Raw genomic sequence first — 18895 nt, forward strand, 5'->3', positions numbered from 1 at the left:
GTCACCTCACTTTTCCGCCGTCAGATTCCCGACATCGTAACGGGGACCGCAGAACGCCCCGCCGACCAGGGAGTGCGGCAGCTCGCCGAGATCGGGCTCGCCGTGCTCGGCGATCAGCTTCTCGGCGAACACCTCCGAGTCGTCCTTGGGCTCGTAGCCGATGGCCCGGCCCTCCTCCAGCGACCACCAGCGGCGTGTGTTGGCGGACACGCCCCACACCACGTGGAAGCCGTCGGCCGCAAGCGACGCCTCGACCAGCCGCGCGCAGTCGTCCGGGGACAGCCAGGTCGACAGCATGCGCACGTCCCTGGGCTTCTCGAAGCACGAGCCGATGCGCAGGCAGGTCACCTGGATGCCGTAGCGGTCGTGGTAGAGCGAGCCGAGCGCCTCCTTGGTCACCTTGCTCACGCCATAGAAGGTGTCGGGGCGCGGGAACAGGTAGTCGGGCGCCTCGCCCTCGCCGCGCGGGTGGAACCCGACCGCGTGGTTGCTGCTGGCCAGCACGACGTGGCGCACTCCGGCCCGCCTCGCGGCCTCCAGCACGACGTAGGTGCCGTTGATGTTGACCTGCAGGATGTCCGCCCACGGCTGTTCGACGCTGTGGCCGCCCAGGTGCAGCACGGCGTCCACGCCGTCCATCGCCGCTTCCATCGCGGCGGGGTCGGTGATGTCGGCGGTCACGGCCTCCTCGCCCGGGCCCGCCTCCAGCGGGACGACGTCGAGCAGGCGCAGCACGCGCCCCTCTCTGGCCAGCCGGGGTCGCAGCAGGGTGCCGACGCCGCCCGCCGCGCCGGTCATGAGAATTCGCATGTGCCTCCTGTCGGATCGGCCCTGCATGGAGCGCGGCCCCGGCGATGGGGATCTTGGTGCCCGCGCCGGTGCGCGGCGCTCCGTGATCGTCCAAGCGACGTATGGACCGTGTCGATGCGGAACGGCGTCAGTCTCGCAGCAACCCACAAATGTTCACAAGCACGTGCATGGTTCACATATCTGACCCGACATCTCTCCTTGACGCAACTGATGCCAATTTCTACGGTCTTGCTAGCGAGCAATCACAATTGCGGGGCCGATTCAGAACGTGAACCACCCCAAACACGTGAACCGGAGGCGGGCACATGCCGCGTCATCTGTCCGATCGGCGCACGCACCCCCCGCACTCACTCCCTGCACTCACCCCCCGCACTCGCCCCCTGCACTCACCCCCCGCACTCGCCCCTGCCGCCGGCAGCCTGGCTCCGGAGAGATGCCGATGACGCCCGCCTACAAGCTCGGCCCGCAGCGCCGCGGGCCGACCAGCGCCGCGGGCAGCAGCGGCGCGGCCAAAGGGTGACAAAGTTGACTTTCATCGGATGATCCGGCTAGCTTCGGGGACATATTGAAGAACTCTGTCCATATATGTGGACACCAAGGGGGGTGGGCGGATGCAGCTCGACGGCGTTCTCTTCTTTCCGGTCACACCGTTCGGCTCGGACGGTGAGCTGGCCGAGGACGTGCTGGCCAAGCACGTGAGCCGAGGGGTGGCCGAGGGCGCGGGCGGGGTGTTCGCCGCCTGTGGCACCGGCGAGTTCAACGCACTGGGCATCGACGAGTACGCACGGGTGGTGCGGATCGCCGTCGAGTCGGCGGACGGGCGGGTGCCCGTGCTGTCGGGAGCGGGCGGCTCCCTCCCGTTCGCCCGCGAGTGCGCGCACAGGGCCGCCGACGCGGGCGCCGACGGCCTGCTGCTGCTGCCGCCCTACCTGGTCAGCGCGCCCGCCGACGGGCTGGTCCGCTACGTCCGTGAGATCGCGGCCTCCACCGACCTGCCGATCATCGTCTACCAACGGGCCAACGCCCGCTTCACGCCCGCCGCCGCCGTGGCGCTCACCGAGATCCCCAACGTCGTCGGGTTCAAGGACGGCCTGGGCGACGTCGACGCCATGCAGCGCATCGTGCTCGCCGTCAGGGACGCGACCGACGGCGACTTCACGTTCTTCAACGGGCTGCCGACGGCCGAGATGACCGTGCCCGCCTATCGGGGGATCGGCGTGAGCCTGTATTCCTCCGCCGTGTTCTGCTTCCTCCCCGAGGTGGCGCTGGCCTTCCACAAGGCCGTGACCGCCGGGGACGACGACCTCGTGCGGCGCCTGCTCGCCGGTTTCTACCGCCCGCTGGTCGAGCTGCGCGACCTCGTGCCCGGCTACGCCGTCTCGCTCATCAAGGCCGGCGTCGCACTGCGCGGCCTCGACGTGGGCCCGGTGCGCCCGCCGCTGGTCGACGCGGCGCCCGAGCACGTGGCCCGGCTGGAGCGGCTGATCGAGGCCGGATTGGAGATCGTGGGATGAGGATTCGCGAGATCAACGTCACGCCGGTCGCCTTCCGCGACCCGCCGCTGCTCAACGCCGCCGGCGTGCACGAACCGTGGGCGCTGCGCACGATCGTCGAGGTCGTCACCGACGAGGGGCTCACCGGCCTCGGCGAGACCTACGGCGACCTCGACCACCTCGTGCGGGTGCGGGCCGCCGCCGAGGCGCTGATCGGACACGACGTCTACGGCCACAACGCGATGTACGCCACCGTGGCCGGCCTCGTCGGGGCCGACGTCGTCACCGACCTGCACGGCCTGACCGGCACCTCCTCGCGGGCCAAGACCGTCGACCGGATCTTCTCCCCCTTCGAGGTGGCATGCCTCGACATCCAGGGCAAGGCGGTGGGCCGGCCCGTCGTGGACCTGCTCGGCGGCAGGGTGCGCGACGCCGTGCCGTACAGCGCCTATCTGTTCTACAAGTGGGCGGGCCACCCGGGCGCGCCGGACGACGGCTTCGGCGCCGCACTCGACCCCGAAGGAGTGGTCGAGCAGGCCCGGATGCTGATCGGCCGGTACGGCTTCCGCTCGATCAAGCTCAAGGGCGGCGTGTTCCCGCCCGAGCAGGAGATCGAGGCGACCCGCGCGCTGCGCGAGGCGTTCCCCGACCATCCGCTGCGCCTCGACCCCAACGCCGTCTGGAGCGTGGAGACCTCGATCCGGGTGGGCCGCGAGCTCGACGGCGTGCTCGAATATCTGGAGGACCCGACCGAGGGCATCGAGGGCATGGCCCGGGTCGCCGCCGAGGTGCCGATGCCGCTCGCCACCAACATGTGCGTCGTGACGCCCGAGCACCTGCCCGAGGCCGTCCGGCGCAACGCGATCGGCGTGCTGCTGACCGATCACCACTATTGGGGCGGCCTGGTGCGCTCGGCGCACATCGCCACACTGTGCGCGACCTTCGGCATCGAGCTGTCCATGCACAGCAACTCCCACCTCGGCATCAGCCTCGCCGCGATGACCCACCTGGCCGCCGCCACCCCGTCGGTCACCCACGCCTGCGACACCCACACGCCCTGGCAGGACGGCCAGGACGTGGTCGTCCCCGGCGCGCTGCGGTTCGTGGACGGCGCGGTCCCGGTGCCCGACGGCCCGGGACTCGGAGTGGAACTCGACCGCGACGCCCTCGCAATCATGAACGAGCAGTATGAGAAGTGCGGGGTACGCTCCCGCGACGACACGACGTACATGCGGTCCGTCGACCCGTCCTTCTCCGCTCGGAGGCCACGCTGGTGAACGTCATCTACGCCTACCCCTGGGACATCGTCGGCGACCCCGGCGCCGCCGCACGCCTCAAGGCGCTCGGCGTCGACGCGGTGGCGCTCGCCGCCTCCTACCACACCACCCGCGCCGCCACCCCTTTCCATCCGGCGCACCGGCTGGTCGACGCCCGGCACGCCGCCTGCTACGTCCCCGTACGCGAGGAGGCGTGGAAGGGGTCGCGGCTCGTGCCCGGCACGCCGTCGTGGGTGGACTCGGGCGACCCGTTCGGGGAGGCGAGGGACGCCCTGCGCGCCGTCGGGCTGCCGGTCCACGCGTGGACCGTGCTGACCCACAGCACGCTGCTCGGCGCGGCCAACCCCGACCTGGTCGTCACCAACGCCTTCGGCGAGCTCTATCCGTACGCGCTGTGCCCGGCGGCGGCCGACGTGCGCGACTACTGCCGCACGCTGGTCCACGAGGTCGTCGAGGCGGGCGACCCCGACGCGCTGATCCTGGAGGCGTGCGGCGCGCTCGGCTTCCGGCACGGCGGCCACCACGAGAAGACCGACGGCGCCGACTGGTCGCCCGCGCAGATCGCGCTGCTGTCGCTGTGCTTCTGCGCGGCCTGCCTGCGCCGCTATGAGGCGGCCGGGCTGGACTTCGCCGAGGTCCGCGCCAGGGTGCGGGCGGGCGTCGACGGCGCGCCGCGCTCGGTCGAGGACGCGCTCGGCGACCTCGCCGGCCCGGTGCGCGACCTGCGCACGGGGCTCGCGGGCGAACTGCGCGACCTGCTGCTGGCCGAGGCCAGGGCGGTGCGGCCCGGCCTGAAGATCGCCCTGCACGCCAACGCCGACCCGTGGGCGACCAGCCCGTTCGCGACCGTGCCCGAGGGGGTGGACGTCGACGTGCTCGTCGGCAACTGCTGGAACGCCCCCGAGGTGGACGAGGCCGGGCTGCGCGCCCTGGGCCGGCTCGGCCCCCGCGTGGGCGCGTACGTGCTGGCCCTGCCCCCGCGCCCGGCGGACGGCGCGGCGCTGTCGTTCCTCGCCGAGGCCTACACGGCCGCGGGTGCCGACGAGATCCACTGGTATCACGGCGGCCTCGCCTCCGCGGCCCGGCTGAAGGCGATCGCCGAGGCGATCCGCCGCTGAGGCACCGTGCCGAACCCGTGCCGAACCCGTGCCGAGCCCACCCCAGAGACCGACACGATGCGGGACAATCATGGGCATGCGGTTCGGCATCCTCGGCCCCACGCAGGCGCGGCCCGACGGCGAGCGCCCGGTCCCGGTCGGCGGGCCGGGGGTGCGGGCGCTGCTCGGCCTGCTGCTCCTCAACGCGGGGCGGGTCGTCACCACCGAACGCCTGATCGACGGCCTCTACGGCGCCGAGCCTCCCGCCGGAGCGACCAACGCCCTGCAGGCCCAGGTGTCGCGGCTGCGCCAGCACCTCGGCGACCTCGTCGTACGGGAACCCGCGGGCTACCGGCTGGCGGTGGACCCGGACGACGTGGACGCGCCGCGCTTCGAACGGCTGGCGGCCGAGGGGCGGCGGGCGCTCGACGCGGGCGACCCCGCCGGGGCCGCCGGCCTGCTCGACCAGGCCCTCGCGCTGTGGCGCGGGCCCGCGCTCGCGGACGTGCCCGACGCGCCGTTCGCACCCGTCCAGGCGGCCCGGCTGGAGGAGCTGCGCCTGTCGGCGGCCGAAGACCTCACCGAGGCCCGCCTCGCCCTCGGGCGGCACCGCGACCTGCTGCCCGAGCTGCAGGAACGGGTCGCGACACACCCGCTGCGGGAGCGCTCGCGCGGACAGCTCATGCGCGCGCTGTACGCTGCGGGCCGCCCGGCGGAGGCGCTGGCCGTCTATGACGAGGCCCGGCGGGTGCTCGCCGACGAGCTGGGCGTCGATCCCTCGGCCGAGCTGGCCGCGATCCACCTCGCGGTGCTGCGCTCCGATCCCTCCCTCGCTCCCGCCTCCGCCTCCGCCGCGACCGGCGGGCGCCCCGTCCCGCTCACCTCTCTCGTGGGCCGCGACGACGAGCTGGAGCGCATCGGCGCGCTGCTCGCCGAGGCGCGGCTGGTGACGCTCATCGGCCCGGGCGGCACCGGGAAGACCCGGCTGGCGATCGAGGCGGCCGGCCGGTGGCCGGGCGAGGTCTGCCTCGTGGAGCTGGCCCCGCTCACCGACGGCGCCGACGTGCCGCAGGCCGTGCTCGGCGCGCTCGGGCTGCGCGAGACCGCCGCGGCCATCCCCGCTCCCGGCACGCGGCAGGGCGCCGCCGATCCGGTCGCCCGCCTCGTGGCCGCCCTCACCCTGCGGCCGGTGCTGCTCGTGCTCGACAACTGCGAGCACGTCGTGGAGGAGGCGGCCCGGCTCGCCGACCGGCTGCTCGCGGCGTGCCCCGCCCTGCGCGTGCTGGCCACCGGCCGGGAGGCGCTCGGCATCACCGGCGAGCGCCTGTGCCCGGTGCCCCCGCTGCGGGTCCCGCCGCCCGCCGACGAAGCCGCCGGCGAGTCCGCCGCCGAGCCCTCCGTGGAGGACGCGCTCGCCTATCCGGCCGTACGGCTGTTCGCCGAGCGGGCGGCCGCCGTACGCCCCGGATTCGTCCTCACGCCCGGCGACGTCGGGCACGTGCTGCGGATCTGCCGGGCGCTCGACGGGCTGCCGCTCGCCGTCGAACTGGCCGCCGCGCGGCTGCGCTCGCTGCCCCTGGCCCGGATCGCCGTCCGGCTGGGCGGCGACGACGGCGACCCGGCGGCGGAGGGCGACGCCCCGCGCTTCGCGCTGCTGTCGCGCGGCAGCCGTACGGCCCAGCCGCGCCACCGGACGCTGCGCGCGGTCGTCGAGTGGAGCTGGGACCTGCTCGACGAGCCGGAGCGCGCGCTCGCCCGGCGGCTGACGGTCTTCGCGGGCGGCGCGACGCTGGAGGCGGCCGAGCGGGTGTGCGGCCTGCCCGACACCGACGGTGTGCTCGCCTCCCTGGTGGACAAGTCCCTCGTCGAGGTGGTGGACGACCGCTACCGGATGCTGGAGACGATCCGGGCGTTCTGCGCCGAACGGCTCGCCGAGGCCGGCGAGAGCGAGACCATGCGGCAGGCCCACCTCGCGTACATCCTCGACCTGGCCGCCACGGCCGACCCGCACCTGCGTGGGCATGGTCAGATCGAGTGGCTGCGCCGGCTGGACGGCGAGCGCGACAACCTGCAGGCCGCGCTGCGCCGTGCCGTACGCGCGGGTGATCTGGCACCCGCGCTGCGGCTGCTGTCGGCCACGGCCGGCTACTGGCTGCTGCGCGGGCTGCGCGGCGAGGCCGCCCGGCTGGGCGCCGAACTGCTGGGCGAGGTCGGCGCCACGCCGCCCGAGGGCCTGGAGGAGGAGCACGTCGTGTGCGCCTGCCTCGTGGCCTGGGGCGGAACGAGCGGCCCCGCCCTGGACGCGCTCGTGGCCGAGGCCATCGGCCGGACCTACACGCTGCCCATGCCGCCCCGTCAGCCGTACCTCCTCGTGCTGAACGCGATGATCAGCGGTCCACCCTCCGGGGAGATGCTCGGCCGGATGGAGGACCTGTTCCGCGCGCTGGAGCGCGACCCGTGGACGCGGATGCTCAGCCGGTTCAGCCTCTCCTATCTCAAGGCGTTCGACGGCCGGCTCGACGAGGCTGAGCAGGAGCTCACCGGCGCGCTCCGCGACGCCCGCGCCGCCGGGGACGTCTGGCTCCGCGTGATGATGTTGTCCGCGATGTCGGACGTCGCCGACGGGCGGGGCGATCTCGAACGGGTCGAGGCGCTGACCAACGAGGCGATCGACCTGGCCGAGCGGCTGGGCGCCACGGCGGACCTCGCCGAGAGCCTCTGCCGGCGCGGCTGGGCCCGCATGCGTTCCGGGCACATGGACGCCGCGAGGGCCGACTTCGAGCGGGCCGCCGAGTTGTCCCGGCGCACGGGCGCACCGGAGATCCTCGCGACGGCGCTCCTCGGGCTCGGCGAGCTCGCCCGGCACGACGGCGACCTGCCCGGGGCCCGGCGGTGGTACGAGACGGCCCTGGCGGAGTGCACGGCCGAGTGGTTCACCGCCGAGGAGACGCGCTCGCACGTCTATCTCGCGCTCGGCTGGGCCGCGCAGATGTCGGGCCAGGCCGCCGAGGCGCTGGCGTGGCACCGCCGCGCCCTCACCACCGGCCTCGGCACCCGCAGCCTCGCCATGACCGCCGCGGTCGCGGAGGGCGTCGCCGGCGTCGCGCTGCTGGAGGAGGCCCCCGAGCGGGCCGCCTGGTTGCTGGGCGTCGGCGGCGCGCTGCGCGGAGCGCCCGCCGTCCGCGATCCGGACGTCGCCCGGATCGAGGCGCGCTGCCGGACCGTCCTCGGCGACGACGCCTTCGACCGGACGTACGCCGAGGCCGAGGCGTTCACGCGGCAGCGGGTGCCGGCCACGGCGGGCGTCACGAGGGGTGCCGCGGAGGGGGCTGCGGAGGGCGCCGCGGAGGACACGGAGGCGGCGGCGCTGACCGTCATCGAAAGGCACCTGTCAGCGCTCGGTGGATGAGCCGTCAGCGCCCGGGCGCACGCTGACGGCCATGAACGGCACCTCTCGCAAATGGGGCACGCTGGTCGTCGCCTGCCTGGCCATGCTCCTGCTGTCCCTCGATCTCACCGTGTTGCACCTCGCCCTGCCGAAGCTCGGCGAGGACCTGGCGCCCTCGGCCACCCAGTTGCTGTGGATCGCCGACATCTACGGCTTCGCGCTGGCCGCGCTGCTCGTGACCATGGGCAACGTCGGCGACCGGATCGGGCGCAAACGCCTGCTGCTCACCGGCCTGGCCGCCTTCGGCGCGACCTCGGTGCTCACGGCGTTCGCGCCGAACGCCCCGCTGCTGATCGCCGCTCGGGCGCTCCTCGGCGTGGCCGGCGCGACGATCATGCCCTCGACGCTGTCGCTGATCCGCAACGTGTTCTCCGACCCGAAGGAGCGGACCACCGCGGTCGGCATCTGGAGCAGCGTGGGCGCGATCGGGTTCGCCCTCGGGCCCGTCGTCGGCGGCCTGCTGCTCGACCACTTCTGGTGGGGCTCGGTCTTCCTGATCAACGTGCCCGTCGTCGTGGCCGTCCTGGCCGCCGGGTTCGTCGTGCTGCCCGAGTCGCGCAACCCCCGGCCCGGACGGCTCGACCTCGTCAGCGTTCCGCTGTCCGCCGCAGGCGTGCTCGGCCTGATCTACGCGATGAAGGAGGCCACGACCGGCGGCGTCGCGCAGGCCCCCGTGATCGTCGCGGCGGTGGTCGCGGTCGCCGCGCTGGTCGTCTTCGTCCGCAGGCAGACCCGGCTGGCCGAGCCGCTGATCGACGTGGCGCTGTTCCGGCGGTGGGCGTTCGCGGCCACGGTCGGCGCCGAACTGGTCGCGGTCTTCGCGATGCTCGCCATGTCGGTGGTCTTCGCGCAGTATTTCCAGCTCGTCATGGGCTGGTCGCCGTTGACCGCGGGGCTCGCCGGGTTGCCGGGCGGCCTCGCCGGGGGCCTCGGCGGCGCGCTGTCCGGTGTGCTCGTGCACCGGTGGGGCCGCGGGCCGGTCGTCAGCCTCGGGCTGGTGCTGACCGCGACCGGGTTCATCCTGTTCAGCCGGATCGACACGGAGACGCCCTATCTCTACATGCTGGTCGCCATGATCATCCAGGGCATCGGGATGGGTTTCACGTTCGCGGTGACCGGCGACACGCTGCTCGCCTCGGTGCCCAAGGAACGGGCCGGCGCGGCGAGCGCGATCTCGGAGACGGCGCACGAGATGGGCGGCGCGCTCGGCATCGCCGTGCTCGGCACCGTGCTGACCAGCGCCTACCGGAACGGCCTGGCGCTTCCGCCCGGCCTGCCCGGCGGGCCCGCGGCCGAGGCACGCGACACGCTCGCGGGCGCGCTGAAGGTCGCAGCCACGCTCCCGGGCGACGCCGCGGGGGCCGTCGCCCGGGCCGCCCGCCAGGCGTTCGTCGAAGGCATCCACGTCACCGTGCTGACCGGCGCGGCCATCCTGCTCGTGCTCGCGGTCGCCGTGCCGTTCGCACTGCGCGGCGTGCCCAAGGTGATCCCCGAGACCGAGGACGAGGAGACCGGCGGGCAGCCCGCCGAGGGCGCGGTCACGGCCCACTGATGCGGGCCACACGCCTGGGGCGTCCCCGCACACTGGGGGCGCCCCCGCCGAGACCCGGCCCACTGAGGCCCGGCCCACTGAGGCCCGGCCCACTGAGGCCCGGCCCACTGAGGCGTGGCCCGGCGAGGCACTGCCCGCCGAGGCATGGGACATGGTGCCTGCATCAAAGCGGGCGTGGTCATGAGCCACAGAGGGTTTCCCATGGCCTCGGTCCTGCATGGTGCCTACATCAAGGCGGGCGTGGTCCCTATCTCACGAGGGACAGCCAGCGGTGGTGGGCGCCGCCGAAGGGGCCGGTCCGCGCGGCCACCGCCTCCATCAGCCAGGCGGCCGACCGCTCCGCCTGGCGGACGACCTCCTCCGGGTAGCCGTACCGCACCTGGTGGACGGCGAACTCGTCCTCGTCGTCCAGGATCACCCGGCCGTCGCGCATCCGGAGCACGTCGAGATCGAGGTCGGCCATCGTGATCCGGCCGTCGCCGCGGACGGGCACGGTGGTGACGTCGCAGTAGATGGCGCACCGGTTCGACGGGGAGTTGAACGTGGCCGTCCACCACGCGTTCCCAGGGAACAGCATCACGAAGGCGTCCTCCCAGACCACCGGCGGCTCGTTTCCCCGCCGGCCGACGGTGCCCGGGGGACATCCGGTCCAGACGCCGTGCTCGTCCTCGCCCAGCACCCGCGCGTACTGGTGCCAGTGCAGCGACCCGCCGTACTTGCGGTAGACGATCCTCACCTCGGACACGGGCGGGACGCTACGCCACGCCCGTCTCCGAGTACAACGGGATAAACCCGTCAGACCTCGACGACCACCGGGATGATCATCGGGCGGCGGCGGTAGGTGTCGCTCACCCAGCGCCCCACCGTACGCCTGATGGTCCGGCGGATCTGCAGCTCGTCGGCCACTCCGGACGCGGCGACCTCCTGCAGCGCGACCTCGATCTGCGGGATGACCGCGTCGAACGCGTCGGGGTCGATGCCCGAGCCGCGCGCGGTGATCTCCGGGCCCCCGGTGAGCTTCCCCGTGGTGGAGTCGACCACGACGACGATGGAGATGAACCCCTCGTCGCCCAGGATCCGCCGGTCCTTGAGCGCCACGTCCGTGATGTCGCCCACCGAGGTGCCGTCCACGAAGACGTACCCGCACGGAACCGCGCCGGTGATCCTCGCCTGGCCGTCGACGAGGTCGACGACCACGCCGTCCTCGGCGATCACGATGTTCTCCCGGGGGACGCCGGTCAGCTCGGCGAGCCTGGCGTGCGCCCGCAGGTGCCGCCACTCCCCGTGTACGGGCATGAAGTTGGACGGCTTGGTGAGGTTGAGCACGTACAGCAGCTCGCCCGCGGCGGCGTGCCCGGAGACGTGCACCCGCGCGTTGCCCTTGTGGACCACCCGAGCGCCCCACCGGTTGAGGCCGTTGATGACCTTGCTGACCGCCGTCTCGTTGCCCGGCACGAGCGACGAGGCGAGCAGGACGGTGTCGCCCTCGGCGATCCTGATCGGGTGGTCGCGGTTGGCCATGCGTGACAGCGCGGCCATCGGCTCGCCCTGGGAGCCGGTGCAGATCAGCACCACGTCCTCCGGCGGCCACTCCTCGATCTCCCGGGAGTCCACGAGCAGGCCACCGGGCACCTTCAGGTAGCCCAGCTCGCGCGCCACGCCCATGTTGCGCACCATCGACCTGCCGATGAGCGCGACCTTGCGGCCGTGCTTCTCGGCCGCGTCCATGATCTGCTGCACGCGGTGGATGTGCGAGGCGAAGCTCGCAACGATGATCCGCTTGGTCGCGCTGCGGAAGACGTCGTCGATGACCGGCGCGATCTCCCGCTCGCTGGTGACGAAGCCCGGCACCTCGGAGTTGGTGGAGTCGGACATCAGCAGGTCGACGCCCTCGGCCCCGAGCCGGGCGAACGCCCCGAGGTCGGTCAGCCGCCCGTCCAGCGGAAGCTGGTCCATCTTGAAGTCGCCGGTGTGGAGGACGAGGCCCGCAGGGGTGCGGATCGCCACGGCCAGCGCGTCGGGGATCGAGTGGTTGACCGAGACGAACTCGCACTCGAACGGCCCGAACGTGCGCCGCTCGCCCTCGGCCACCTCGACCTTGACCGGCTGCATCCGGTGCTCGGTCAGCTTGCTCTCGATGAGCCCGAGCGTCAGCCGCGAACCGACGATCGGGATGTCGCGCCGCTCGCGCAGCAGGTAGGGCACCGCGCCGATGTGGTCCTCGTGGGCGTGCGTGAGCACGAGCGCCTCGATGTCGTCGAGCCGCCCCCGTATGTAGTCGAAGTCGGGCAGGATGAGATCGACGCCCGGCTGGTCGGGCTCGGGGAACAGCACGCCGCAGTCCACCACGAGCAGGCGGCCGTCATACTCGAACACCGCCATGTTGCGGCCGATCTCACCGAGGCCGCCCAGCGCGACGATGCGCAGGCCGTTTTCCGGCAGCGCCGGAGGCGGACCGAGTTCGGGATGCGGATGACTCATTCCGCGCCCTCCGCCCCGGGCCGCTCGCCGTGCGCGCGCAGTTCCCTATCGTCGTTCCTTCTGATCAAGTCGCTCATTCGGCTCCATCTGTTGATCTAATCCACAAGCTTGAGGCCCCCCGTGATGAGGTCCTCCCGAAGCGCTGTCGTCTGCTCCTCCGTGGCGTCCACGAGCGGCGGCCGGACGTATCCCGCGTCCTGGCCCACCAGCTTCAACGCCGCCTTGACCATGATCGCCCCCTGGGTGCGGGTCATGATCGCCGAGACCACCGGAAGGAGCTGACGGTGGACGGCCAAAGCGTTCTCGACATCACCGGACCGGTAGGAGTCGACCATCGCGGCCAGCTCGGCGCCCACCACGTGGCCCACCACGCTGACGTACCCGGCCGCGCCGACGGAAAGCCACGGCAGGTTCAGCAGGTCGTCGCCGGAGTAGAAGACGAGATCGGTGGAGGCCATCACCTGCGAGCCCGTGAACAGGTCGCCCTTGGCGTCCTTGACGGCGGCGATGCGCGGGTGCTCGGCCAGCCGGAACAGGGTCTCGATCGTGATGGGCACCCCGGCTCGGCCCGGGATGTCGTACAGCATCACCGGCAGGCCGGTCGCGTCGGCGACGGCCGTGAAGTGCCGGAGCAGACCCTCCTGCGGCGGTTTGTTGTAGTAGGGGGTCACCACCAGGAGACCGTGCGCACCGGCGCGCTCGGCGGCCCTGGCCAGCTCGACGCTGTGCCGCGTGTCGTTGGTGCCGGCACCGGCCACGACGGTGGCCCGGTCGCCGACGGCCTCGACGACCGCGCGCAGGATTCGGTCCTTCTCCTCGTCGGAGGTGGTGGGGGACTCCCCTGTCGTGCCACTGACGACCAGGCCGTCGTTGCGCTGCTCGTCCACGAGATAGGCGGCGAGCCGCTGGACGCCCTCATAGTCGACGGCGCCGTCAGAGGTGAACGGTGTGACCATGGCGGTCAGCGTGCGGCCGAAGGGGGCGTCGGAGGTTCCAGTAGGCGATGCCATAGACCGAACGGTACCCGGATCCGCAGGAGTGATGGACCTCGCCACCCCGTTATGTCCAGTACCGCCCCGTGAGCGGTGCTGACAGCGGAAGAGGCCGCCGATATGTGCTCGGGGGTACACACATCAGCGACCTCTAACCGAAAATCGCCGCGTCTTACGCGGACGTTACACGCCGCTGGCGAGAATTTTCCGGAAGGCCGCGAACAGCGGCTTCTGCACCTCCGGGGGTTCTTAGGGGATCTTCGGGGTCTTCGAGCGGTCTTCGAGGGGTCTCCTGGGGGGCCTCGGGGGTCTTTCGCGAGCCCGCGGGCCTTCACGGGTTTTCGCGAACCCGCGCGGGCCTCCACAGGTTGGCGGAGCCTCCGCCGGCCTGCACGGTTTTCGCGCGAGCCTTCGCGTGCCCTTACGGGTTTGCGCTGGCCTTCGAGCCCCTTCGGGGCGGGCGGCGGGCCGCGGCGGAAGCCGCGACCACGTCAGTGGACCTCGCCTGCGAGGAGCCGCACCCACAGCTCCTCCATGCGCGCGGCCACGAGCCGCTCGGTCTCGCGGACCTCCGGGTTCTTGCCCCGGGTCGTCCGCCGGATGAACAACAGGCCGCCCGCCGCGCACAGCTCATAGATCGTCGGCTTGCACTCGCACGTGTGTCGGCGCACCCGTACGCGATCGCTGCGGTTGGTGGGCTGCATCCATTTGATCCGCTTGTGCCCGTCCCGTGGAGGGCTGGCATGGATACCGTGATAGGGCGGTGGAAGGGGAATATCAGCACCTGGCCGCTTAGCGGCACAATCACCCATTAGCAGCCCTTTCACCAGGTAAAGTTGGAGTCACAGGCCATCCCCGTCACTCTCGGTCGCCCGGCGAATACGCCAAGATTTGGAGGACCCGTCACCCCCTCAGGGATGGATTGATGGCAAACTCTGATCCGGTCTACCTGCGCGTAGTCGAGGACATTCGCCGCCAGATCGTCGACGGCACGCTCCCCCCGGGCGCACCGATCCCCTCGCGGCACCAGATCACCCGGAAATACAGCGTCGGAGAAACGGCCGCCCGCCACGCGCTGCGCGTGCTCGCCCAGGAGGGCCTCATCATCGGCCGGGTGGGCTCCGGCCACCGGGTGCGGGAGAAACCGATCCTGCTCCCGCTCCACCGCAGCCGCTATCCCGAACCGCACGCCGCCTTCGCGAGCGACATGCAGGCGGGCGGCCGACAACCCAGCTGGAGCTGGCGCAGCGAGCTCACCGACGCTCCTCCCGACATCGCCCGCCGGCTCCGCATCGGGGAATGCAGCCCGGTGATCAGAACCCGCTACATCTTCCGCGGGGACGGCCGCCCGGTGCAGTTGCTCACCTCGTACGAGCCGATCGAGCCCGGCCAGAGCCAGGCGCCCGAAGAGGGCACGTACGAACGCAGGAGCGCGGCCTTCCGGCTCGCGGCGAGCGGCCTGCCTGTCACGGAGATCAGCGAGAGCGTGCTCATCCGTGTCCCCCAGCCGACCGAGAGCGACCTGCTCGAACTGCCCGCCGGCGTCCAGGTGCTCCAGATCGAGCGTACGTACTGGACCGGGGAGCGCCCGGTCGAGACCAGCGACGCCGTGGTGCCCGGCGACAGGTTCCGGCTGGTCTACGGCATTCCCAGCCCCCTCTGACTGTCGGTGCCCACTGGTACAACCAATCCGGATCCCCCATCCGGAGGTGCCGATGCGCGTCAAGGACATGCCCCTGGCCGACCAGCCGCGTGAGCGGCTGCTGACGTCGGGAGCCGCCGCGCTCGCCGACAGGGAGTTGCTCGCCCTGCTGCTCGGCTCGGGCAGCAGGGGCGTGAGCGCCGTCGAACTCGCCTCCCAGCTCATCGCCCACTGTGGCGACCTCGGGGAGCTTGCCCGTTCCGAGGCCCACCGGCTGCTCGCCGTCCCAGGTGTGGGCCCCGCCAAGGCCGCCCGTGTGGCGGCCGCGTTCCATCTCGTACGGCGGGCCCAGGCGGAGCCGGAGCGAAGCCGGATCACCTGCTCGGCCGACATCGCTTCGGCTGCCGCTCCCCTGCTGCACGGACAGCCGCGCGAGCGGCTCGTCGTGATCGTGTGCGACGGCCGCGGCGCCGTGCTCCGCCGGACCGTTGTCACCGAGGGCGGCAGCGACCACACTCCCGCGCCCGTCCGCGACATCGTCACGACCGTCCTCCTCTCCGGCGGTGCCGCCTTCGGCCTCGCCCACAACCACCCGAGCGGATCGCTCGACCCCAGCCCCGCCGACGTCGAGGTCACGGCCCGCCTCCACGAGGCCGCCGACACCGTCGGCCTCCGCTTCCTCGACCACGTGATCGTCACCGACACCGCCTGGCGCCGGATCGCGTCTGACGGCCAGGTCGACGACGCGTAGACCATATTAGCTATAGCGGTCTACTACTCCTATACATCTAGCCGGTGGTTGTCTGCTTTGTAGGTAGACGTCCGGTTTCGTCTATCATTCCTTCATGATTGATCGCGACGGTCCGGTGCCGATCTACAAACAGATCGCCGAGATCATCCGAGAGCAGATCGATCACGGCGAGCTTGAGCCGGGCGACGCCGTCCCGAGCGAGACCGAGATGGAAGCCGAATACGGCATCGCCCGCCTCACGGCACGACGCGTCACCCGGGAGCTTCGCGAGCAGGGCCTCGTCTACACCGTCCAAGGCGAAGGAACGTTCGTCGGACAGCCGGGCACTCCACGGTCAGCCGAACGGACGCCTGTCTACCAGCGCATAGCGGCCGAGATCCTGGAACAGATCCGCAACGGAGACCTCGTGCCGAATCGGCGCATTCCGCCGGAGAAGGCGCTGATGAAGCAGTACGGCGTCGCCAAGGCCACCGCTCGCAACGCCGTGGACTTCCTTCGCAAGCAGGGATGGGTGTTCACCGTTCCCCATCGCGGCACTTATGTGTCTTCCCCAGACAACTGGCCGAAGGACTGATCGCACCACCCGAGCGCCGCCTGACCAACCCGACGCCGCCTCGCTGTCTGCGTGAAGGCTTCCGTGGCGCGGTGGCGCTCGTGCTCGGCTCCCTGCAGTTCATGCCCAAGGTGCGGGCTCGCAGGCGAGTCCACCGGGCGCTCGGCCGGGCCTATCTCCTCGGCGTTCCTCGCCGTCACCGCGCGCGTCCTCGTTCCCCTGCTCCTGCTGGTGCAGGCCCCTTCCGCGGGGCCGAAGCGATGGGAGAGCTCGCGAACTCGATGATCCCGGTCGGGCAGACGCTGGGCTGGGTCGTCAACCTGATCGTGGTCGAGACCGTCATCAGGCGGCGCCGCGCGGACTACGCCGGGCCGTTCGGCGCACCGGCCGGCCGGTCGTAGACCAGCGAGGACGTCGAGTGTTGCGGAGCCGCCGGGCCCCGGCAATTATTTCCCCTCATTCCTGGTTGGCTTTGGACAAAGAGGAGGAAGGTCATCATGCCGGTGCCCACACAACCACTGCGCAAGCTGGGTTTTCTGACCATCGGACTGTTCGACGGGGACGACCCGCGCCCGGGACACGAGTCGACGCTGCGGATCATCGAGCTGGGCGAGCGGCTCGGTTTCGACAGCGCCTGGGTGCGGCACCGCCATCTGCAGTACGGCATCTCCTCCCCGGTCGCCATCCTGGCGGCGGCCTCCCAGCGCACCACCCGCATCGAGCTGGGGACGGCGGTCACCCCCCTCGGCTGGGAGAACCCACTACGGCTCGCCGAAGACCTTGCCACGGTGGACATCCTGTCCGGGGGCCGGCTCAACCCGGGCGTCAGCGTCGGGCCCCCGATGCACTACGACCAGGTCAAGGACGCGCTCCACCCCGGGACCGCCGACCTGGAGGACTTCAGTTACGAGCGGGTGCGCCGGTTGCTGTCCTTCGTACGCGGCGAGCCGGTCACCGATTTCAGCGGCACCGAGGGGTTCGAGGTCTTCTCCGACCGGGTCCAGCCGCACTCGCCGGGGCTGGGCGATCGCATGTGGTACGGCGGCGCCAGCCTCCGCTCGGCCCGATGGGCGGGCGAACACGGCATGAACTTCCTGACCAGCAGCGTCGTCAAGGCGGAGGAGTCGGAGGACTTCGCCGAGATCCAGCTCTCCCACATTCGGGAGTTCCGCGACCGCCACCCCGACGGGCAGAAGGCCCGCGTCTCCCAGGGGCTGGTCGTCATCCCCACCGACACGGCGACGCCGGAGCAGCGGGCCAAGTACGAGGAGTACGCCGCCAAGCGCACGCCCCGCACCGCCGCACCGCAGGGACCTGCCCGCATGATGTTCGCGCCCGATCTCGTCGGCAGCTCGGCGGAAATCGCCGAGCGGCTGTACGCGCACGCCGCCTTCCGGGAGATCGACGAGGTCGCGTTCGCGCTGCCGTTCACCTTCGGCCACGAGGACTACGTGCAGATCCTCACCGACATCGCCACGAGGCTGGGGCCCGAACTCGGCTGGCGACCCGCGACAGGGCCGGACGGGGAGGCGCCCCCGGTCGCGGGCTGACCGGGCCCCTCAGAACGCGTCCTCAGAAAAAGATCGCCTTGTGCGGGAACATATCCGTCTTCCAGACTATTCCTACCAAATAACCAGCTAATTGCTGGACGGCAACGCCGCGGAGGAACACCCGCACGGAGAGAAGAGGACGAGCCCACCATGACCGATCGTCGCCTGTCGCTCGCCGTCGATCTGGACGGAGACGGCGCCCATCCGGCCTCCTGGCGCCACAGTGGCCGCCCACCCGCGCACACGCTGACGGCCGCGGCGCTGCGGCGGGTCGTCACCGAGGCGGAGGCGGCCGGCTTCACGCTCGCCACCTTCGCCGACTCCCCGCTCCTGGCCGGCCCCGCGCCGGACGACGCCGGGCGGCTGGAGGCGGGCACCCGGGCCGCGTTCGCCGCCCTTCTGACCAGCGGCATCGGGCTCGCCCCCACGCTGCACACGACCACGACGGAGCCGTTCCACCTGGCCACGCAGCTGGCGAGCCTGGACCACGCCAGCCGGGGCCGGGCGGCCTGGGTGGTCGGCGCGGCCGACGGCGACGACGCCTTCGCCACCATCGGGGCGCGGGCGCTCACCGGCGAGGACGCGCGGCGTGAGGCGGCCGACGTCATCGAGGTGGCCCGCCTGCTGTGGGACTCCTGGGAGGACGACGCGGTGATCAAGGACGTGGCCACCGGCCGCTACCTCGACTCCGGCCGCGTCCATCACGTCAACTACATCGGGACGAACTTCACCATCTCGGGACCTCTCATCACACCGCGCCCGCCGCAGGGCCAGGTCGTCGTGCTCGCCCCGGCCGCCCTGGAACTCGACGCCCTGGCCGACGTGGTGCTCGTGAGCGAGACCGATCCCGACGCGCTCGCCCGCCGGGCACGGCAGGCCAAGGACGCGGGCGCGGCGCTCGCGTTCGCCGAGATCGAGGTCGTGCTCGACGCCGCCGAACCGGCGGCGCGGAGGCTCGCCGTCCTGGACGCGGCGACGCCGTGGCCGGACTCGGGACGCCTGCGTTACACCGGACCGGCCGGCGGGCTCGTGGCACTGCTGCGTTCGCTCCCCCCGGCCGTCGACGGGGTTCGCCTGCACCCCGCCGTCCTCGCCGCCGACCTGCCGGTGCTCGCCGCGGACGTGCTGCCCGCGCTCGCCGCGGCGGGCCTGCACGCACCGCCCGTGCCCGGGGCCACGCTCCGTACGACGCTGGGCCTGCCCCATCCCGCCAACCGCTTCGCCGCCGTCGCGAGCGCGACCGTCTGAA

16 protein-coding genes are annotated in these 18895 nt (G+C 72.1%); 11 read left to right on the plus strand and 5 right to left on the minus strand.

Annotated elements, in window-relative coordinates; translation table 11 throughout:
- Window positions 1-6: 6 nt before the first annotated feature.
- Window positions 7-810, minus strand: coding sequence for an NAD(P)-dependent oxidoreductase (locus HCK04_RS25280; RefSeq protein WP_142649891.1), 804 nt, complete (start codon window positions 808-810; stop codon window positions 7-9).
- Window positions 811-1421: 611 nt separating this feature from the next.
- Between HCK04_RS25280 and HCK04_RS25285 the strand changes: the two genes are divergently transcribed.
- The 5 genes from HCK04_RS25285 to HCK04_RS25305 all read left to right on the plus strand — a co-directional run bounded on the left by HCK04_RS25285 (window position 1422) and on the right by HCK04_RS25305 (window position 9677).
- Window positions 1422-2324 (plus strand): 5-dehydro-4-deoxyglucarate dehydratase, encoded by a 903-nt coding sequence (locus HCK04_RS25285; protein ID WP_142649892.1) that lies wholly within the window; start codon window positions 1422-1424, stop codon window positions 2322-2324.
- Complete coding sequence (locus HCK04_RS25290) at window positions 2321-3580, plus strand: glucarate dehydratase family protein (protein ID WP_142649893.1); 1260 nt, start codon at window positions 2321-2323, stop codon at window positions 3578-3580. Before HCK04_RS25285 ends, HCK04_RS25290 begins: the two co-directional genes overlap by 4 nt.
- Window positions 3577-4698 carry a hypothetical protein gene (locus tag HCK04_RS25295; RefSeq protein WP_142649894.1) on the plus strand — a complete coding sequence of 374 codons (1122 nt, stop codon included), beginning with the start codon at window positions 3577-3579 and terminating at the stop codon, window positions 4696-4698. Before HCK04_RS25290 ends, HCK04_RS25295 begins: the two co-directional genes overlap by 4 nt.
- Before the next feature lie 76 nt (window positions 4699-4774).
- Window positions 4775-8086, plus strand: a complete 3312-nt coding sequence (locus HCK04_RS25300) for a BTAD domain-containing putative transcriptional regulator (RefSeq protein ID WP_142649895.1) — start codon at window positions 4775-4777, stop codon at window positions 8084-8086.
- A gap of 31 nt (window positions 8087-8117) precedes the next feature.
- Window positions 8118-9677 carry a DHA2 family efflux MFS transporter permease subunit gene (locus HCK04_RS25305; RefSeq protein WP_142649896.1) on the plus strand — a complete coding sequence of 520 codons (1560 nt, stop codon included), beginning with the start codon at window positions 8118-8120 and terminating at the stop codon, window positions 9675-9677.
- Window positions 9678-9924: 247 nt separating this feature from the next.
- Here HCK04_RS25305 and HCK04_RS25310 read toward each other — a convergent pair whose 3' ends face one another.
- The 4 genes from HCK04_RS25310 to HCK04_RS25325 all read right to left on the minus strand — a co-directional run bounded on the left by HCK04_RS25310 (window position 9925) and on the right by HCK04_RS25325 (window position 13854).
- Complete coding sequence (locus HCK04_RS25310) at window positions 9925-10422, minus strand: DUF402 domain-containing protein (protein WP_142649897.1); 498 nt, start codon at window positions 10420-10422, stop codon at window positions 9925-9927.
- Between the two features lie 50 nt (window positions 10423-10472).
- Window positions 10473-12158, minus strand: coding sequence for a ribonuclease J (locus HCK04_RS25315; RefSeq protein WP_142649898.1), 1686 nt, complete (start codon window positions 12156-12158; stop codon window positions 10473-10475).
- A gap of 95 nt (window positions 12159-12253) precedes the next feature.
- Window positions 12254-13168, minus strand: a complete 915-nt coding sequence (gene dapA, locus HCK04_RS25320) for a 4-hydroxy-tetrahydrodipicolinate synthase (protein WP_142649899.1) — start codon at window positions 13166-13168, stop codon at window positions 12254-12256.
- A gap of 473 nt (window positions 13169-13641) precedes the next feature.
- Window positions 13642-13854, minus strand: coding sequence for a hypothetical protein (locus tag HCK04_RS25325; protein WP_240971803.1), 213 nt, complete (start codon window positions 13852-13854; stop codon window positions 13642-13644).
- A gap of 221 nt (window positions 13855-14075) precedes the next feature.
- Here HCK04_RS25325 and HCK04_RS25330 point away from each other — a divergent pair, with 221 nt between their 5' ends.
- The 6 genes from HCK04_RS25330 (at window position 14076) to HCK04_RS25355 (ending at window position 18894) form a co-directional block, all read left to right on the plus strand.
- Window positions 14076-14813 carry a GntR family transcriptional regulator gene (locus HCK04_RS25330; protein ID WP_142649900.1) on the plus strand — a complete coding sequence of 246 codons (738 nt, stop codon included), beginning with the start codon at window positions 14076-14078 and terminating at the stop codon, window positions 14811-14813.
- Between the two features lie 52 nt (window positions 14814-14865).
- Window positions 14866-15543: a DNA repair protein RadC gene (radC, locus tag HCK04_RS25335; RefSeq protein ID WP_142649901.1), complete on the plus strand. Its 678-nt coding sequence runs from the start codon at window positions 14866-14868 to the stop codon at window positions 15541-15543.
- 94 nt (window positions 15544-15637) lie between these two features.
- Window positions 15638-16117 (plus strand): GntR family transcriptional regulator, encoded by a 480-nt coding sequence (locus HCK04_RS25340; RefSeq protein ID WP_142649902.1) that lies wholly within the window; start codon window positions 15638-15640, stop codon window positions 16115-16117.
- Between the two features lie 239 nt (window positions 16118-16356).
- Window positions 16357-16497, plus strand: coding sequence for a hypothetical protein (locus HCK04_RS25345; RefSeq protein ID WP_168066249.1), 141 nt, complete (start codon window positions 16357-16359; stop codon window positions 16495-16497).
- 96 nt (window positions 16498-16593) lie between these two features.
- Window positions 16594-17646 carry an LLM class flavin-dependent oxidoreductase gene (locus HCK04_RS25350; protein ID WP_142649903.1) on the plus strand — a complete coding sequence of 351 codons (1053 nt, stop codon included), beginning with the start codon at window positions 16594-16596 and terminating at the stop codon, window positions 17644-17646.
- 150 nt (window positions 17647-17796) lie between these two features.
- Window positions 17797-18894, plus strand: coding sequence for an LLM class flavin-dependent oxidoreductase (locus HCK04_RS25355; RefSeq protein ID WP_142649904.1), 1098 nt, complete (start codon window positions 17797-17799; stop codon window positions 18892-18894).
- The last annotated feature ends 1 nt before the right edge of the window (window position 18895 follow it).

The sequence above is a fragment of the Microbispora sp. CL1-1 genome (assembly GCF_012034195.1).
Classification (GTDB): domain Bacteria; phylum Actinomycetota; class Actinomycetes; order Streptosporangiales; family Streptosporangiaceae; genus Microbispora.

What these genes read in the sequence shown, in the direction of transcription:
- HCK04_RS25280 (WP_142649891.1), bottom strand. Translation starts at nt 810, where the DNA reads ATGCGAATTCTCATGACCGGCGCGGCGGGCGGCGTCGGCACCCTGCTG.
- HCK04_RS25285 (WP_142649892.1), top strand. Translation starts at nt 1,422, where the DNA reads ATGCAGCTCGACGGCGTTCTCTTCTTTCCGGTCACACCGTTCGGCTCG.
- HCK04_RS25290 (WP_142649893.1), top strand. Translation starts at nt 2,321, where the DNA reads ATGAGGATTCGCGAGATCAACGTCACGCCGGTCGCCTTCCGCGACCCG.
- HCK04_RS25300 (WP_142649895.1), top strand. Translation starts at nt 4,775, where the DNA reads ATGCGGTTCGGCATCCTCGGCCCCACGCAGGCGCGGCCCGACGGCGAG.
- HCK04_RS25305 (WP_142649896.1), top strand. Translation starts at nt 8,118, where the DNA reads ATGAACGGCACCTCTCGCAAATGGGGCACGCTGGTCGTCGCCTGCCTG.
- HCK04_RS25315 (WP_142649898.1), bottom strand. Translation starts at nt 12,158, where the DNA reads ATGAGTCATCCGCATCCCGAACTCGGTCCGCCTCCGGCGCTGCCGGAA.
- dapA (WP_142649899.1), bottom strand. Translation starts at nt 13,168, where the DNA reads ATGGCATCGCCTACTGGAACCTCCGACGCCCCCTTCGGCCGCACGCTG.
- HCK04_RS25325 (WP_240971803.1), bottom strand. Translation starts at nt 13,854, where the DNA reads ATGCAGCCCACCAACCGCAGCGATCGCGTACGGGTGCGCCGACACACG.
- HCK04_RS25330 (WP_142649900.1), top strand. Translation starts at nt 14,076, where the DNA reads ATGGCAAACTCTGATCCGGTCTACCTGCGCGTAGTCGAGGACATTCGC.
- radC (WP_142649901.1), top strand. Translation starts at nt 14,866, where the DNA reads ATGCGCGTCAAGGACATGCCCCTGGCCGACCAGCCGCGTGAGCGGCTG.
- HCK04_RS25340 (WP_142649902.1), top strand. Translation starts at nt 15,638, where the DNA reads ATGATTGATCGCGACGGTCCGGTGCCGATCTACAAACAGATCGCCGAG.
- HCK04_RS25345 (WP_168066249.1), top strand. Translation starts at nt 16,357, where the DNA reads ATGGGAGAGCTCGCGAACTCGATGATCCCGGTCGGGCAGACGCTGGGC.
- HCK04_RS25350 (WP_142649903.1), top strand. Translation starts at nt 16,594, where the DNA reads ATGCCGGTGCCCACACAACCACTGCGCAAGCTGGGTTTTCTGACCATC.
- HCK04_RS25355 (WP_142649904.1), top strand. Translation starts at nt 17,797, where the DNA reads ATGACCGATCGTCGCCTGTCGCTCGCCGTCGATCTGGACGGAGACGGC.